The following is a 14,651-nucleotide window of genomic DNA, read 5'->3' as shown; positions in this document are numbered from 1 at the left end:
GCGGAGACCGATGTGCCGAACGATCCGTATTCTCTGGATCATGGCCGCTCCCACCTCATACGCACTAATCGCCACGGACCTGGACGGAACGCTCCTGCGTGCCGACGACACGCTCTCCGACCGGTCGCGGACCGCGCTGGCGCGTGCCACGGCCGCCGGCGCCCAGCACTTGGTGGTGACGGGACGGCCTGCGCCGAGAGTCCGGCCGCTGCTCGACGACCTCGGGGCCGGGGGGCTCGCGGTGTGCGGACAGGGCGCGCAGTTGTACGACGCCGGCGCGGACCGTCTGCTGTGGTCGGTGACCCTGGACCAGGAGCTGGCGGAGACCGCCCTCGGCAAGATCGAGGCCGAGGTCGGGCAGGTGTACGCCGCCGTGGACCAGGACGGTGTCGACGGGCTGACGCTCATCGAACCCGGGTACCTGATGCCGCACCCGACGCTGCCCGCAGTACGGGTGCCGCACCGGGACGACCTGTGGGCAGCGCCCATCAGCAAGGTGTTGCTGCGTCACCCGTCCCTGTCCGACGACGAGTTGGCGTCGGCGGCGCGTGGCGCGGTCGGTTCGCTCGCGACCGTCACCATGTCGGGGCCGGGCACCGTCGAACTCCAGCCATGCGGCATCACCAAGGCGACGGGGCTCGCGCTCGCCGCCGAGTACCTCGGGCTGGCCTCGTCCGCCACCATCGCCTTCGGCGACATGCCGAATGACATCCCCATGTTCGACTGGGCGGCCCATGGGGTGGCCATGGCCAACGCCCATCCCGAACTCAAGGCGGTGGCGGACGAGGTCACCCTCTCGAACGAGGACGACGGGATCGCGGTCGTGTTGGAGCGGTTGTTCGGAGCCGGGGACGGCAACGAGCACTGGAACGCGCCCGGGGTGTGGCGGTGAGGGCGGGTCGGCCTAGTAGGCGCCGTACACGTTGTCTATCGAGCCGTATCGCGCCGCCGCGTAGTTGCAGGCCGCTGTGATGTTCGCGATCGGGTCGTAGGGGTCGTACGAGGTGCCGGCGACGTGGTAGGCGGCGAAGGTCGGGTCGATGACCTGGAGGAGGCCCTTGGAGGGGGTGCCGGCTGCCGCGTTCGAGTCCCAGAGGTTGATGGCGTTCGGGTTGCCCGACGACTCGCGGATGATGTTGCGGTAGATGCCGTTGTACGTGCCCGGGATTCCCTTCTGCGCCATGATGTCGAGCGATTCGCGGATCCAGCCGTCCAGGTTGTTCGCGTAGTTCGTCGCCGACGCCACGGACACGGCGGACGACGGTGCGGCTGATGCCGTCGTCGCGGTCAGGAAGGGAAAGGCCAGGGCTACGGCGGCCGTTCCGGTGATGGCGAGTGTGCGCGGGAGTGTGAGCGGGCGGCGGGTGGTTCTCGCGCGGTTGTGCTGACCTCGTGCGGGCATGGTGAGTCCTCTCCGACGCCTACGAGGTGAGCTGTCGGGTTCGGGCGGGAGATGCCCGGCCGGGCGCCTGCTTCGGCGCACGACTTCACCCCCAGCCGCTCCGGCGTCGTGCCCGGACCGGCGGCTTACCTGGGTCCCCCGCTCCTGCCTGCGTGAGTCACGTGTGGGTGGGTGGGATGGTGCTCTGCGGGCGGTGGCAGGATTCGGCGATCCGCCCGGCGTGGCGAGAACGTATGCGAGAGCACACGGGTGGAACAAGGGGCGGAAGCATAGGACTTGGTCATTTGGGGCGCACGTTGGGGACAAAACGGGCGGGCGTGTGGAGTGGGTGGTGAGTAACTTGCCTTTTGCGAACGGGGAGTTTGCGGGGGAGGGGGTGGCGGGCGTCGGAATTTGGAGTGACTCGAATCACGGGGTGGGGGTAGTCGTGGTCTGGGTGAGATGAGTGGGGTAAATAGGGGGGTTTTAGGGTTTTTAGGCTTCTTGTGGGCGTGTCTGTCGGGAGGGTGGAACCTCTCGCACGATGCGCGTCGTTGTCGTAGTGACGGGTACGGCGGGTGCCGTCAGGGAGGTGGTGGCGTATGCGCGGGTGCGATCACTGGTGTGACGGGTGGGGCGCGGGATGTTTATGAATGTCCATACTTATGGACTGATCAAAAACATTCCGGTCGTGATCCGATACCGCCTGGCCTGGACGGGCGGGCGCTCGTGGTGATCGAAACGTGACCGGATACGCTGACTTGAGTGATGGCAGCGACCTATTGACACACCGTGTGACCGCCAGTAGACACCAGCAGACAGGAGATCCCTCGTGACCGTCGTCGGGCCGTTCGGGCTGAGCGTGCGGGACCAGGCTCTCGAAGCCGATGTCCAGGCCGGATTGGCGGCTGTCGAGGAAGGGTTGCTCGAAGCAACCAAGAGCGAGGTGCCCTTCATCACGGAGGCCGCGCAGCACCTCGTACGGGCCGGCGGGAAGCGGTTCCGGCCCTTGCTCGTGATGCTCGCCTCGCAGTTCGGGGACCGGCACGCGCCGGGGATCGTGCCGTCGGCGGTGGTGGTGGAGCTGACCCACCTCGCGACGCTGTACCACGACGACGTCATGGACGAGGCCGAGGTGCGGCGCGGGGTGCCCAGCGCCAACACGCGCTGGGGGAACTCCGTCGCGGTCCTGACCGGCGACTTTCTCTTCGCGCGCGCTTCGCACATCCTTGCGGACCTCGGGCCCGAGGCGGTGCGGGTGCAGGCGGAGGCGTTCGAGCGGCTGGTGACCGGGCAGATCCTGGAGACGGCGGGGCCGACCGACGGGCGGGACCCGGTCGAGCACTACCTGGACGTACTGGGCGGGAAGACCGGGTCGCTGGTGGCCGTGGCCTGCCGGTTCGGGGCGATGATGTCCGGCGCCGACGACAGTGTCGTGGACGTGCTCACCCAGTACGGGGAGCGGCTCGGGGTCGCCTTCCAGCTCGCGGACGACGTGCTGGACATCGCGTCCGACTCCCACGAGTCCGGGAAGACGCCCGGGACGGATCTGCGGGAGGGCATTCCCACGATGCCCGTGCTGCGGTTGCGGGAGCGGGTGGCCCGGATGGGGCTGGCCGAGGATGTCGCGCTGTGCGAGTTGCTGGACTCCGATCTGAGTGACGATGCGCGGCATGCGGAGGCGTTGGCCCGGCTGCGGGTGCATCCTGCGTTGACGCAGGCTCGGCGGGACACGGTGCGGTATGCGGAGGAGGCGCGGGCTGCGTTGGTGCCGTTGGCGGAGTGTGATGCGAAGGTGGCGTTGGGGGAGATGTGCGATGCGGTGGTGCATCGGGCTGGGTAGGGTTTTCGCCCCCGCCGCCCCTACCCGTCCCATCCCGTTCCTGGGGGCTGCGCCCCCAGACCCCCCTTTCGCGCTGAACGCGCTCGTCGTCAAACGCCGGACGGGCTAAAAGCACCGCGGGCTCCTCGCCCGGCACCATCGTGGGCGACCCCTACGGGTCGGGGGAAGCTCCGCCTCCTCATGTCATCCCGTAGCAGTACGCGGAGTTGAGACCAAGGTCTGACGATTCCTCTTCGCCGATTTGGTGAGATGGAAAGCACCACTCCTCACCGGTTCGGGTGAGAATGGCGGCTCAGGGTGGACAGGTGTGGGACTGACAGCCGCCGCCGACGACGGAGGTAAGGCACACATGGCACCGTACGAAGAGGCCAAGTCCGGCAACCGGATCGAGGCCGAGATCGAGATCGAGGCCGAGGACGTGCCGTCGCGGCGCCGCAAGGCCGCGCGGTATGCAGCACCGGCCGTGGTGATCGGTCTGACGGTCGCGACGATCGGGCTGGTACCGGCGTTCGCCGGCTCCGGTGACCCCGATCTACCGAAGATCAGCGCGCAGGAACTCATCGAGAAGATCGCCGCGTCGGACACCCAGCAGCTGTCCGGCACGGTGAAGATCAGCACGGACCTGGGGCTGCCCGACCTCGGCGGTCTGGAGAGCGGCCTGCTCTCGGGCGGCCTCGGCGGGGGTTCCGACGATTCGGGGTCGGCCGCCGATCCGAGCGCCAAGCTCCTCGAGCTGGCCTCCGGCACGCACACGGTCCGGGTCGCCGTCGACGGCCCCGACAAGCAGAAGGTGTCGCTGCTGGAGAAGGCCGCCGAGTACAGCGTCATCCACAACGGCGACGAGGTGTGGGCGTACGACAGTTCGTCGAACGAGGCGTACCACGCGACGGCCCCCGCATCCGAGGGCGGCAAGGACAAGGCCGACGGCAAGGACCAGGCCCTGCCCGACGACGTGCCCGCCACGCCCAAGGAGTTCGCCGAGGAGGCACTGAAGGCGGCCGACGGCACGACCTCCGTGACCGTCGACGGCACCGCCCAGGTCGCCGGCCGCGACGCGTACAAGCTGGTCATCAAGCCGAAGGAGTCCGGGTCCACGGTCGGGGCGATCAGTATCGCGGTCGACTCGAAGACCGGTACGCCCCTGAAGTTCACGCTCACCCCGGCGAGCGGCGGCGCGGCCGTCGTGGACGCCGGCTTCGTCGACGTCGACTTCGCCAAGCCCGCCGCCTCGACCTTCGACTTCACCCCGCCCAAGGGCACGAAGGTCACCGAGGAGGGCTCGGGCACGGCCGAGGAGGACTTCGGCGGCGACTCCGGCAAGAAGTTCGAGGAGGACCTCAAGGGACTCGAGGACCACGAGGGGGCAGTGGACGGGCTCGAAGGCGATGACGTCAAGGTCATCGGCGAGGGCTGGAACTCCATCGCCGCCTTCGACTCGGGCGCCGAGAGCGGCCTGCCGTCGGCCGGTGACTCCCCGGACGCCGGCGCGTTCGGCGGCTTCCTCGACTCCTTCGGCGACAAGGTCTCCGGCGACTTCGGCTCCGGCACGGTCTTCAAGACCCGCCTGATCAACGCCCTGATGACGGACGACGGCAAGCTCTACGTCGGCGCCGTCACGAAGGACGCGCTGGTGAAGGCGGCGAACGCGGCCCAGTAACTCGCGTAACTCCCGTTCGGGAACCTTCGGACGAGAATCCCTGTTGTACGAGTAGACGATCGAGGGAGCCGGGGGAGCCCATGGAGGAAGCGTCCGCCGCGGAGCGGGGAGAGCCGGAAGAGGTGCACCGGGGTGACGATGGCGCGGTCATCGTCACCCGTGCCCTCACCAAGCGCTACCGCGGTGGACAGCTCGCCGTCGACGCTCTCGACCTCACCGTCCCGGCGGGCAGCGTCTTCGGTTTCCTCGGGCCGAACGGCTCAGGCAAGACGACCACCATCCGCATGCTGATGGGCCTGATCGAGCCGACGTCGGGCACGGCGCGGGTGCTGGGGCGGCCGATGCCCCGCGCCACCCGCGCCGTCCTGCCGCATGTCGGCGCGCTCATCGAGGGGCCCGCGCTGTACGGCTTCCTCTCGGGCCGCGACAACCTCGTCCGGTACGACGCCGCCGACCCGACCGCCGATCCGCGCACCCGGCGTACACGCGTCGCGCACGCCCTGGACCGGGTGGGCCTCACAGCCGCCGCCGGCAAGAAGGCGAAGGCGTACTCGCTGGGCATGAAGCAGCGGCTCGGTCTCGCGGCCGCGCTGCTCCAGCCGCGCCGCCTGCTCGTCCTCGACGAGCCGACCAACGGGCTCGACCCGCAGGGCATGCGCGAAATCCGTTCCCTGGTAAGGGAGTTGGCCTCCGACGGCACCACCGTCTTCCTCTCCTCCCACCTCCTCGACGAGATCGAGCAGGTCTGCACGCACGCAGCCGTCATGGCACAGGGCCGGCTGATCACCCAGGGCCCGGTGGCAGAGTTGGCCGCCGGCACACGCGGACGCCTCGTCGTCACGACACCGGACACGACGGACGCGGCCCGCGTACTGAAGGAGCAGGGCGCCTCGGACATCGTCATCACCGAGGACCAGGTGACCGCAGAACCTCCGGACCGCGAACTCGCCGACGTGAACGCCGCGTTGGTGACGGCGGGGGTACGTGTCCGCGGCTTCGGCCTCAAACAGGCCTCCCTGGAGGACGCGTTCATGGCACTGACGGGGGAGGGCTTCGATGTCGCAGGCTGAGGTTCGGGTAGGCGCCCCAAAGGGGCGCGGGGCTGCATCGGATGTGCGGCTACCGCCGCGTGGCCGCGACCAGCCACTTCAGACCGTCAGCCGCCGAACAACCGTCCGAGGCACCCTCTTCGGCAACGAACTACTCACCACCTTCCGCCGCTGGCGCACCCTCGCCCTCCTGGGCGTACTGGCGGCGGTACCAATCCTCATCGGCATAGCAATCAAGATCGAGACCGGCGACGGTTCGTCCGGCGTCGGCGGCGGCCCGGGCGGAGGCGGCGGTGCCGGACCCGCCTTCATCTCGCAGATCACCAACAACGGCCTCTTCCTGGTGTTCACGGCCCTGGCCGCAACCCTCCCCTTCTTCCTCCCGATGGCCATCGGCGTCATCGCGGGCGACGCGATAGCCGGCGAGGCAAGCGCGGGCACCCTTCGCTATCTGCTGGTCGCCCCGGCCGGCCGCACCCGCCTGCTCCTCACCAAGTACGCGACCACGCTGACGTTCTGCCTGGTCGGGACGCTGGTGGTGGCACTGTCGGCGCTCACTGTCGGCGCCCTGCTCTTCCCGCTCGGCGATCTGATGACGATCTCCGGTACGAGCATCAGCTTCACGGAGGGACTGGGGCGGGCGCTGCTGATCGCGCTGGTCGTCGCCGCGTCACTGATCGGGGTGGCGGCGCTCGGCCTGTTCATCTCCACCCTGACGAGCAGCGGCATCGCGGCGATGGCGACGACCGTCGGACTGCTCATCACCGTCCAGATCCTCGACCAGATACCCCAACTGCACGCGCTCCAGCCGTACTTCTTCTCCCACTACTGGCTGTCCTTCGCCGACCTCATGCGCGAACCGGTCTACTGGGACGACCTGGTGAAGAACCTCGGCATCCAGGCCGTGTACGCGGCGGTGTTCGGCTCGGCGGCCTGGGCGCGGTTCACGACGAAGGACATCACGGCCTGAAGTCCCCTCGCCCGAATGGGCCGAACCGGCCGGACTATTCGAAGAACGTCTTCGCGCGGGTGAGCGCGCCGGTGTCCTTCAGTACGTCACCGGGCTTGCTCCCGTTGCCGAGCAGCACCCCGCCGAACCGCATCCCCATGTACGCGGCCGAGTTGCGGAGCGTACCGACCAGCGGGTCGGCGAGCGCCGGGTCCGGGTCGGCGAGGACGGTGACGCCCCAGAGCGTGCGTCCGGCGAGGGTGGCCTTGAAGTCCAGGCCGGGAGTGCGCAGCCAGCCCGACCAGTAGTCGAGATAGCGCTTGACAGGGGCGGACACCGAGTACCAGTACAGCGGCGAGACGATCACGATGTCCGTGGCCGCGAGCGTCGCGTCGAGCAGGAGGGCCGTGTTGTTTCCGGTGGGCCGGACGTGGTCCGCGTCATGGCGCAGATCCTCGAAGTCGGGCAGTGGATGCTCGGCGAGACTCAGCCAGCGCTGCTCGACCTCGGCGGGCAGCTGTTCGGCGGCCCGGCGGGCGAGCGCCTCGGTGTTGCCGTCGGTGCGGCTGCTGCCCAGGAGGAAGAGGAAGCTGCGGTTCATGGTGGGCCCCCGGTGCGGTTGGCGTACGGCAGGTGTGGCGCGCACGGTGATTCAATGCGCGCACGGTATATGCGTGTGCATTAACGGCTGGCCTGTGCATTAACAACTGGCCAGGCCCGCCTGTTCCTCGGCCTCCGCCATGACCCGCAGCAGCATCTGTTCCTCGCCGTGGCGTGCCACCACCTGGAGTCCGACCGGGCAGCCGTCCGGGCCGAAGCCCGCCGGAATGCTCGCCGCCGGGTGCCCGCTGAGGTTGAACGCCCAGGTGAGCGCGGTCGAGTACCGGTCGCCCGGGCCCTCGTGGCCGTGCGGCGGGTTCGGCGTCGTGGGGGTCAGGAGCAGGTCGGCCCGGCTGAACAGCTCCGCGAGCCGCCGGTCGTTGGCGGCGCGCAGCCGGTACGCGGCCGCCGTGTCGCCGCCCGTGTCCGCACCCCTAGTCCGACCCCCACCCGCACCCGGCGCCCGCAGCGCCAGCCAAGCCGGCCCCGGATCGTCGAGGCGCACGAGGGCATCGTCCGTCGGCAACAGCCGTACGACCCCGGCACCGTCGAGCCGCAGCGCGGCCCCGTGCGCGACGAGGGCGGGCCCGGAATCGGCGCGGGCGAAGCCGAGGGAGTCGGACCAGAGGGCGGTGAGAGGCCGCCGTACGCACGCGCACTCCTGGTCCCCCTCCTCCGTCACGCACCGCCAGTACGCCCCCAGGTCAACCGCCCGCCGAGCCACCGCCCCCACCGCGCTCAACCCCGTCCGGTCGGGATGCGGCAGGCGCCCGTTCGTCGCCTTGAGCCCGAACACTCCGCACCAGGCGGCCGGGATGCGTATGGACCCGGCGCCGTCCGCGCCGGTCGCGAGAGGGACCAGGCCCGCAGACACCGCCGCCCCGGCCCCCGCCGACGAACCGCCCGGCACCCGGTCCGCCCGCCACGGGTTGACCGTCCGTCCACCGGCCCCAAGCCCCCATGTCTGCCAGGGAGTTCCAGGCGCGGGTACGGACGTGGCGCCCACCGGTACGCACCCGGCGGCGATCAGCCGTGCCGCGTCCGCCGCCCGTTCCCCGTACCGCCCCTTCACCGCGAGCGGAACGCCCGCGAGCGGCAGCCGCTCACCCGCCGCGACCCTGACATCGACCTCGCGCGCCCGCCGTACCGCCGCCTCGACCCACACCTCCCTGAACGCGCACAACTCCGGCTCCACGGCGGCGATCCGGGTGAGCGCGGCCGTGACGACCTCGACGGCGCTCACGTCCCGCGCCCGTACGGCGGCGGCGATCTCCGAGACAGGGGGGAGGCCGCTCAACTCTCCACGCGCCCCGAGACCCGAATCCCGCCGCCCTCGATCCAGGTGAGGAAGATGCCGGCGCCGACGGGCGTGTACGCGGGCGTCTCCGTGCCGGTCGGCAGGGCCTTCGGGGTGCCCGTCGAGGCCGGGATCTCGACGGCGACGCGCGGGTCCGAGCCCGGGACGGTGCCGTACGCCGTGCCGTCGTCGCGCACGGAGGCGATCAGCATGTCCTTGCGGCCCTCGTCCCCGCCCACACCCTTGGCGAGACAGACCACGGAGCCCTTCTGGAGGTCGAAGAGCATCCAACCGTACGAGAGATAGCGGCCGCCCGGGGAGACGGAGGTCAGGACGCTGTCGCCGAGGACGGTGTCGTCGTTGTCGAACGTCTGCGTGAGCGTCCGGTCGCGGCACTCGGCGCGCAGCAGCACCTTGCCGGTCGAGGCGTCGTGCACGGTCCGTACCGTCTCCTCGCTGCCGTCCGCGTTTCCGGCCCCGGAGGGCGTCCAGGAGGCGACGACCTTGCCGTCGGCGACCGTCTGGGCGGTGCCGTTGAGCAGGTCGGTGCCGAAGCCGACGGACTGCTCGGGGGCGGCGCCCTCGGGAGCCACGTCCGCGCTGGACCAGCCGCCTGACGCACCCGACGACGCCTGTGACACGCCGAATCCGCCGCCGGAGGCGTTCGCCACGGGCCCCTGCTCGCTCATCCCGACGACCGAGCCCGCCGCCTCACCCTCATACGTCGTGACCTTGCCGCTGGTGACATCGATCGCCGCGTCGTGGCCGCGGTAGCCCTCGGCCCAGCCGACGAGGGCCTGGCCGGCGCCGCCGTCACGGACGACGGCCTCGCCCTGCGCGGTGCCGTTGGCGGCCGCCACGGGGACGTCGACACTGCGCAGCGGCGCGACCGAGTTCCCGGAGGCGTCGGCCGCGTACACCTGGGCCTGGACGATCTCCTTGCCGTCGTGCAGCTCATCCCGGCCGGCCAGCCCGTGCGCCCACGCGACGAAGTACTCGCGCCCGCCCGCGCTCACGGCGGTCACCGAGGCGGGTGCGGTGAGCGCGGGGTCGTAGCCCGCGGAGTCGTCCAGCGACCCCGGCGGGGTCCAGGCGGCGCTGGTCCACAGCACCTTGCCCGTCGTCGCCTTGCGCACCTGGACGTACATCTCGGCCTGGTCAGCGACCACGTACGCGACGGTCCCGGAGCCGGGTGCGACGGCGACGGGCGCGGTCTCGGCGCCCTCCTCGACCCACCCGAGCTCCTGGTCCCAGCCGCGGCCGGCGTCGTAGCCGGCGGGGACGGTCAACTCGGCGAGCGAGCCGCCCGATCGACCGTCCCCCTTGGGATCACTGGCGTTGGCGGCCTTCTCGGGCTGCGCCGATTCGGCACAGCCTCCGCATCCGACGAGGACCAGCCCCGTCACGACGGCCGCCATCACCCTCGTACCCGTGCTCACTCTCGTACGCGTACCGCGCATGGAAACGTTCCTTCCCCCGTACCAACTGACGCCAACTGACGCCGACCGACGATCTGCTGAACGATCTTGGCATCCGTACGATGCCATCGCCGGTGCGGTACGGGGGAGTTGGACCACGGACTGCGCGCGTTACTCCGACAACTCCCACACCGCGTACGCCGCCGCGTCGCTGTTGCGGTCGAGGGCGGTGTCGTTGATGTTGGCCGTCGTGTCGCAGGACGAGTGGTAGCAGCGGTCGAACGCCTGGCTCGACGTGCCGCCCCACTTGGCCGCCTGCGCCGCCGACTTGGTGTTGCTGGCGCCGGTGAACAGACCGCCGACCGGGACGCCCACGTTCTTGAAGGGCGCGTGGTCGGAGCGGCCGTCGCCCTCGGTCTCGATCTCGGTCGGGACGCCGAGGCCCGCGTAGTAGTCCTTGAAGGTCTGCTCGATGGTCGGGTCGTCGTCGTAGACGAAGTAGCCCGGGTTCGGCGAGCCGATCATGTCGAAGTTCAGATAGCCGTCGATGCGTGCGCGGTTCGCGGTGGAGAGGTTGTTGACGTAGTACCGGGACCCGACCAGACCCAGCTCCTCCGCTCCCCACCAGGCGAAACGCAGATGCTTCGTGGGCTGGTACTGGGCGCGGGAGACCGCGAGCGCGATCTCCAGAACGGCGGCCGAACCACTGCCGTTGTCGTTGACACCGGCGCCGGAGGTGACGCTGTCGAGGTGCGAGCCCGCCATGATCACCTGCTCGGGGTCGCCGCCGGGCCAGTCGGCGATCAGGTTGTAGCCGGTACGGCTCGACGCGGTGAACTGCTGGATGGTCGTGGTGAATCCGGCCGCGTCCAGCTTGGCCTTCACATAGTCGAGCGAGGCACGGTAACCGGTTCCGCCGTGCGCCCGGTTGCCGCCGTTGGCGGTGGCTATGGACTGCAACTGGGTCAGATGCGCTTTGACGTTGGCCAGCGGCAGGTCGGGCGCGGCGGCCAGCTTTACGGACGAGTCGGGTGCGGGGGCCGCGCCGGCCGCCGTGCTCGTGGTGAGGAGCGCGGTGGTGGCGAGCACGGTGACGGCCACAGCGGTGGCTGTGGCGCGTCCGGGAACCGAGAGCTTCATGTGGGGGGCTCCGAATTCCTTGGGAATCACAGGGATTCCACAGCGGATAGGTGCCTGGATGGTGAAGCTCTGGCCAACTGTTCGTCAAGAGCGCTATCTGGACAGGGAGTTCGCATACCGGATGAACATGGACATGACTAACGCGCCCGTGTGTTCGGTTCAGTGGACGCAGAACTCGTTCCCCTCCGGGTCCGCCATCACCACCCACTCACCGCCCATCTCCTGCACCTCCCGCAGCACTCTCGCCCCCAGCTCGGTCAGCCGCTCGACCTCGGGCGTGCGCAGGTCCGGGCCCGGGTGCAGATCGAGGTGGAGCCGGTTCTTGCCCGCCTTCTGTTCCGGCACACGCTGGAACAGCAGCCGCCGCCCGAGCCCGGTCCCGCTCTCCTCCTCGTACGGATCACCGGGATGCCGTACGGCGGCCAGGTCCCGCCAGGCGCGCCGGCCGTCCACCTCGACGGTCAGCTCGTCCGGCACGGCACCGATGCCCAGCAGGCGCTCGACCAGCGCACTGTGGTCCTCGACGGTGTACGCGAGCGCGGCACCCCAGAAACCGGCCTGTGCGTGCGGGTCCGCGCAGTCGACGACCAGCTTCCAGTGGACGGGGGTGGGCGTGGGGACGGGAGCGGATTGGGTGGATCCGGGCGTCAGTGTCATGGAAACCACTTATAACGTGCCGCACTGACAACGCCCCGCTTCGGCGACGGACGTCCCGCGTGTTCAGGCGGACGTCCCGCGTGTTCAGGCGTGCATCCCGCGTGTTCAGCCGCGTACGTCCTGCGTGGCTTCCGCCGTCCGGGGAGCGGGGATCGCCTCGGCCCCCGCCCTGAGCGCCCGAGCCCCCCGCCGAGCCGCCCGCAGCGCGTCCCATGTCAGCAGGGCGAGTGCGAGCCACACGAGGGCGAAGCCGGCCCAGCGTTCCGGGGGCATGGCCTCGTGGAAGTAGAAGATGCCGAGGAGGAACTGGAAGACGGGGGCCAGGTACTGGAGCAGGCCCAGGGTCGACAGGGGCACCCGGATCGCCGCCGCGCCGAAGCAGACCAGCGGGAGGGCGGTCACGATGCCGGTCGCCGCGAGGAGGGCCGCGTGCCCGGCGCCCTCCGTACCGAAGGCCGCCTCGCCCCGGCTGCCCAGCCACAGCAGATACGCCAGCGCGGGCAGGAACTGGACCGCGGTCTCGGCGGCCAGGGATTCGACCCCTCCCAGGTTGACCTTCTTCTTGACCAGGCCGTACGTGGCGAAGGAGAAGGCCAGGCAGAGGGAGATCCAGGGCGGCCGGCCGTATCCGATCGTCAGGACGAGCACGGCGGCGAGACAGACGCCGACCGCCGTCCACTGCACCGGCCGCAGCCGTTCCTTCAGCAGGATCACGCCCATGGCGATGGTGACCAGCGGGTTGATGAAGTAGCCGAGCGAGGCCTCGACCACGTGCCCGGTGTTCACCGCCCAGATGTAGACGCCCCAGTTGACCGTGATGAGCGCCGCCGCGACCGCTATCAGCGCCAGCCGGCGCGGTTGCCGCAGCAGTTCGCCCGCCCAGGCCCAGCGGCGCAGCACCAGCAGTGCGATACCGACGAAGGCCAGGGACCACACCATCCGGTGGGCCAGGATCTCGACCGCCCCGGCCGGCTTCAGCAGCGGCCAGAAGAGCGGGACGAGGCCCCACATCCCGTATGCCGCGAAGCCGTTCAGCAGACCCGTGCGCTGCTCGCTCGTGGGCTTCCCGGCCACCGGTGCCTCCCCCTCGTATCAGCACATCAGCAGATGGACGTGCGTCCCTGACGGTAACGCCGAGCACCCCCGGCTGTCATGCTCGTATCGCGATACGGTCATGACAGCTGGGGGTGGCGTCCTCAGGGGCGCTACGGGGGAGTGCGCGCCCCTGAGTGCTCTGGGGTCTGTCCGGCAGGTCAGGCCCTAGCTAGGGGTTGCGGGTGACGTCAGGCCTTGAGCGCGGCGGCGATCGACTCGGCGATCGGCGTGGTCGGGCGGCCGGTCAGGCGGGACAGGTCGCCCGGGGTGCCGGCCAGCTGGCCCTGCTCGATGGACACGTCCACGCCCGCGAGGATCGCGGCGAAGCCCTCGGGCAGGCCGGCGCCGGTCAGGATGCCGGTGTAGACCTCGACGGGAACGGCGTTGTAGGCGACGTCCTTGCCGGACTGCTTGGACACCTCGGCCGCGTACTCGGCGAAGGTCCACGCCGTGTCGCCGCTCAGCTCGTACGTCGAGTTCTCGTGGCCCTCGCCGGTCAGCACCGCGACAGCGGCGGCGGCGTAGTCGGCGCGGGCGGCCGAGGCGACCTTGCCGTCACCGGCGGCCTGGGTGACGCCGTGCTCCAGGGCGACGGCGAGCTGCTCGGTGTAGTTCTCGTTGTACCAGCCGTTGCGCAGCAGCGAGTACGTGATGCCGGACTCGAGGATCGCCGCCTCGGTGCCCCTGTGGTCGTCGGCCAGTGCGGCCGTGAAGGCGCCCAGGGCGCTGGTGTACGCGAGCAGTGCGGCGCCCGCGGCCTTGGCGGCGTCGAGGACGACCTTGTGCTGGGCGACACGGCCCTTGTCGAACTCGTTGCCGGAGATGAGCAGCACCTTGTCACCGGCGGCTATGACACCGTCGAAGGTCTCGGGCTCGTTGTAGTTGGCGACGGCGATCTTCACACCGCGGGCCGCGAAGCCGGACGCCTTCTCCGCGTCGCGCACGACGGCGGTGATCTGGTCGGCCGGAACCTTCTCCAGCAGCTGCTCGACGACGTGACGACCGAGGTGGCCGGTGGCTCCGGTGACGACGATGCTCATGATGTGAATCTCCTTGTGGGATGCGGGCTGGCGCTAACCCTAGGAGAAGCGCTAACTCTTGGAAAGTACCCACTTTCAAGTAAGGTACTTACATGACAGTAAGTTCGGCAGTGAGCGGCGGGGCCGAGGCCAGGGGCAAGTACGCGACGGTCGACGCCGAGGGCAGGTGCCCGTACCGCCTGGTCATGGAGCACGTCACCAGCCGCTGGGGTGTGCTCGTCCTCATGGAGCTGCTGGAGCGCTCGTACCGCTTCAGCGAGCTGCGCCGGGCCATCAGCGGGGTCAGCGAGAAGATGCTGACGCAGACCCTCCAGACGCTGGAGCGCGACGGCATGGTCCACCGGGACGCGAAGCCGGTCATCCCGCCCCGCGTCGACTACTCGCTCACCGACCTCGGCCGCGAGGCCGCCGCCCAGGTCAGCGCCCTGGCGGTCTGGACGAAGGACCGCATGCAGGACGTGGACCGGGCCCGCGAGGCGTACGACGAGGCCCGGGCCGAAAAGACCCGGGCCTCGTAGTCGCTCG

At 70.1% G+C, this 14,651-nt stretch carries 14 protein-coding genes; 6 read left to right on the top strand and 8 right to left on the bottom strand.

The window, feature by feature from the left end:
• The first annotated feature begins 40 nt into the window (after positions 1 to 40).
• The gene (locus LUX31_RS16840) at positions 41 to 892 is read left to right on the top strand and encodes an HAD family hydrolase (protein ID WP_235475602.1); all 852 of its coding nucleotides are present in this window, start codon (positions 41 to 43) and stop codon (positions 890 to 892) included.
• 12 nt (positions 893 to 904) lie between these two features.
• Here the strand turns inward: LUX31_RS16840 and LUX31_RS16835 are convergent, their stop codons facing one another.
• Positions 905 to 1,402 carry a transglycosylase SLT domain-containing protein gene (locus tag LUX31_RS16835; RefSeq protein WP_235475601.1) on the bottom strand — a complete coding sequence of 166 codons (498 nt, stop codon included), beginning with the start codon at positions 1,400 to 1,402 and terminating at the stop codon, positions 905 to 907.
• Positions 1,403 to 2,213: 811 nt separating this feature from the next.
• Here LUX31_RS16835 and LUX31_RS16830 point away from each other — a divergent pair.
• The 4 genes from LUX31_RS16830 to LUX31_RS16815 all read left to right on the top strand — a co-directional run bounded on the left by LUX31_RS16830 (position 2,214) and on the right by LUX31_RS16815 (position 6,900).
• Complete coding sequence (locus LUX31_RS16830; protein WP_235475600.1) at positions 2,214 to 3,224, top strand: polyprenyl synthetase family protein; 1,011 nt, start codon at positions 2,214 to 2,216, stop codon at positions 3,222 to 3,224.
• 349 nt (positions 3,225 to 3,573) lie between these two features.
• Positions 3,574 to 4,881 carry a LolA family protein gene (locus LUX31_RS16825; protein ID WP_235475599.1) on the top strand — a complete coding sequence of 436 codons (1,308 nt, stop codon included), beginning with the start codon at positions 3,574 to 3,576 and terminating at the stop codon, positions 4,879 to 4,881.
• Between the two features lie 80 nt (positions 4,882 to 4,961).
• Positions 4,962 to 5,951, top strand: coding sequence for an ABC transporter ATP-binding protein (locus LUX31_RS16820; protein WP_235475598.1), 990 nt, complete (start codon positions 4,962 to 4,964; stop codon positions 5,949 to 5,951).
• A complete protein-coding gene (locus LUX31_RS16815; RefSeq protein ID WP_235475597.1) occupies positions 5,938 to 6,900 on the top strand; it encodes an ABC transporter permease in 963 nt (320 codons plus the stop codon). The genes LUX31_RS16820 and LUX31_RS16815 overlap by 14 nt, the downstream gene beginning before the upstream one ends.
• A 34-nt stretch (positions 6,901 to 6,934) precedes the next feature.
• On the opposite strand, the gene LUX31_RS16810 is transcribed toward LUX31_RS16815, so the two are convergent.
• From LUX31_RS16810 to LUX31_RS16780, 7 genes are all read right to left on the bottom strand, one after another.
• On the bottom strand, positions 6,935 to 7,480 hold the full coding sequence (locus tag LUX31_RS16810; protein ID WP_235475596.1) for a flavodoxin family protein: 546 nt from the start codon (positions 7,478 to 7,480) through the stop codon (positions 6,935 to 6,937).
• A gap of 99 nt (positions 7,481 to 7,579) precedes the next feature.
• A complete protein-coding gene (locus tag LUX31_RS16805) occupies positions 7,580 to 8,776 on the bottom strand; it encodes an amidase family protein (protein WP_235475595.1) in 1,197 nt (398 codons plus the stop codon).
• The gene (locus LUX31_RS16800) at positions 8,773 to 10,236 is read right to left on the bottom strand and encodes a hypothetical protein (RefSeq protein WP_235475594.1); all 1,464 of its coding nucleotides are present in this window, start codon (positions 10,234 to 10,236) and stop codon (positions 8,773 to 8,775) included. The genes LUX31_RS16805 and LUX31_RS16800 overlap by 4 nt, the downstream gene beginning before the upstream one ends.
• A 129-nt stretch (positions 10,237 to 10,365) precedes the next feature.
• A complete protein-coding gene (locus LUX31_RS16795; protein ID WP_235475593.1) occupies positions 10,366 to 11,334 on the bottom strand; it encodes a M28 family metallopeptidase in 969 nt (322 codons plus the stop codon).
• Positions 11,335 to 11,493: 159 nt separating this feature from the next.
• Positions 11,494 to 11,991 (bottom strand): VOC family protein, encoded by a 498-nt coding sequence (locus tag LUX31_RS16790; protein ID WP_235475592.1) that lies wholly within the window; start codon positions 11,989 to 11,991, stop codon positions 11,494 to 11,496.
• Positions 11,992 to 12,096: 105 nt separating this feature from the next.
• Positions 12,097 to 13,065 (bottom strand): EamA family transporter RarD, encoded by a 969-nt coding sequence (gene rarD / locus LUX31_RS16785; protein ID WP_235475591.1) that lies wholly within the window; start codon positions 13,063 to 13,065, stop codon positions 12,097 to 12,099.
• A gap of 209 nt (positions 13,066 to 13,274) precedes the next feature.
• Positions 13,275 to 14,126, bottom strand: coding sequence for an NAD(P)H-binding protein (locus tag LUX31_RS16780; RefSeq protein ID WP_235475590.1), 852 nt, complete (start codon positions 14,124 to 14,126; stop codon positions 13,275 to 13,277).
• A gap of 92 nt (positions 14,127 to 14,218) precedes the next feature.
• On the opposite strand from LUX31_RS16780, the gene LUX31_RS16775 reads away from it, so the two are divergent.
• On the top strand, positions 14,219 to 14,644 hold the full coding sequence (locus tag LUX31_RS16775) for a winged helix-turn-helix transcriptional regulator (protein WP_235475589.1): 426 nt from the start codon (positions 14,219 to 14,221) through the stop codon (positions 14,642 to 14,644).
• The last annotated feature ends 7 nt before the right edge of the window (positions 14,645 to 14,651 follow it).

Origin of the sequence: Streptomyces sp. GQFP (genome assembly GCF_021545335.1) — a bacterium.
GTDB lineage: Bacteria > Actinomycetota > Actinomycetes > Streptomycetales > Streptomycetaceae > Streptomyces.
This window is presented reverse-complemented; position numbering and strand designations above follow the sequence as displayed.